The sequence below is a fragment of the Acidithiobacillus sp. TH-A36 genome, assembly GCF_057473445.1.
The window spans coordinates 1-1,534 of the sequence record NZ_JBYCKP010000111.1 but is presented as its reverse complement, the minus strand read 5'-3'; the positions used below and the strand labels follow the sequence as shown (position 1 = coordinate 1,534).

Here is a 1,534-nt window from a genome sequence, read left to right as displayed (position 1 = left end):
TTCGACTTGCATGTGTTAGGCATGCCGCCAGCGTTCAATCTGAGCCAGGATCAAACTCTTAAGTTCAATCCAACAATTTGTTCAACTTCTGCCATATTTAGTACGATAAATCGCACCCAAATACAGCCTGGGCCTAAACCCCACACATCTCCACTCGGCTTTTAAAGAACATCCGGACCGGAGTCCGGTGCGGCTCAACGCCGCGTCGTGAGGGCGCATTATACGCAGGGTTCGAGGGGTGTCAACACAATATTTTAATTTCTTTCCTGTATTCCGGGCTCGACTATTAGGAAGTCTTTATATTCTGTTAGTTAGCGTTTTTCTCCGCGCAGAGCGCCACCCTGGCATAGTGGCGTTTACCGAGTTGCAGAAGATACTCCTCCCCAATATTCAGCGTTATCGCCGGATCGCCTGCGCGTTCGCCGTTCACCCGCACAGCATTTTCGCGGATTTTACGCATGGCTTCGCTGTTGCTGCTCGCCAAACCAGCCTGTACCAGCACCTGCGCCAGGCGTGGAGAGCTATCGAAGGCATAACTCTGCAAGAGTAGATCCTGCGGCGTTTCATGGCGCTGAAAGCGGGCCAGAAAAGTCTTACGCGCCTCTTCTGCCTCTTCTTTGTTATGGAAACGGGTCACCAGTTCTTCGGCAAGATCCAGTTTTATATCCCGAGGATTCAGCAATCCTGCTTCTGCTCCTCGCCGTAATCGTTCCTGCTCCTGAACAGAGACCCGGGAGAGCAGCGTGTAATAGCGCCACATCAAAACATCTGAAACGGACATGATCTTGCCAAACATTTCTACAGCAGGATCTTCTACAGCAATAAAATTACCCAGGGATTTGGACATTTTCTGAACCCCATCGAGGCCCTCCAGAATCGGCATGGTCAGCACCATTTGCGCTTTTTGACTGTATTCTCGCTGGAGTTCCCGACCTACCAGCAGATTAAAACGCTGATCAGTCCCGCCCATTTCCAGGTCCGCCTTGATGGCCACCGAGTCATATCCTTGTAGCAGGGGATAGAGAAATTCGTGGATGGCAATGGGTTGATTCGCTGCATAGCGCTTGCTGAAATCATCGCGCTCCAGCATCCGGGCCACCGTATAACGTGCAGCAAGCTGGATCAGTGCTTCTGGAGCCAACGCGCCCAACCACTTGGAGTTAAAATGTATTTCAGTGTGCTCAGGATCAAGAATTTTGAAGACCTGGCGCTGGTAGGTTTCGGCATTGGCGGTCACCTCCTCACGACTGAGTGGCTTGCGGGTGACATTTTTGCCCGTCGGGTCACCGATCATCGCTGTAAAATCACCTACGATGAATAATAATTTGTGCCCCATATCCTGAAACTGTCGTGCCTTATGGAGTAATACCGTATGGCCGAGGTGAAGATCAGGAGCGGTCGGATCCATACCGAGCTTGATTCGCAATGGTTCGGATTTTTCTGCCGCGAGCTCCAGACGTTTGGATATTTCTCCTTCCGGAAGAATATCCACTGTGCCTAGCGCAAGTTGTGCTTCTGCCTGTTCTGTATTCAT

Annotated in this window: 1 protein-coding gene and 1 rRNA gene; both read right to left on the bottom strand. The window is 51.0% G+C overall.

Translation table 11 applies throughout. The features are described from left to right. Positions 1 to 66, bottom strand: a 16S ribosomal RNA gene (locus AC2VLY_RS03085); the annotation flags it as partial. 241 nt (positions 67 to 307) lie between these two features. After that, entirely contained in the window at positions 308 to 1,534 is a 1,227-nt protein-coding gene (tyrS, locus tag AC2VLY_RS03080; RefSeq protein WP_486891758.1) for a tyrosine--tRNA ligase, read from the bottom strand.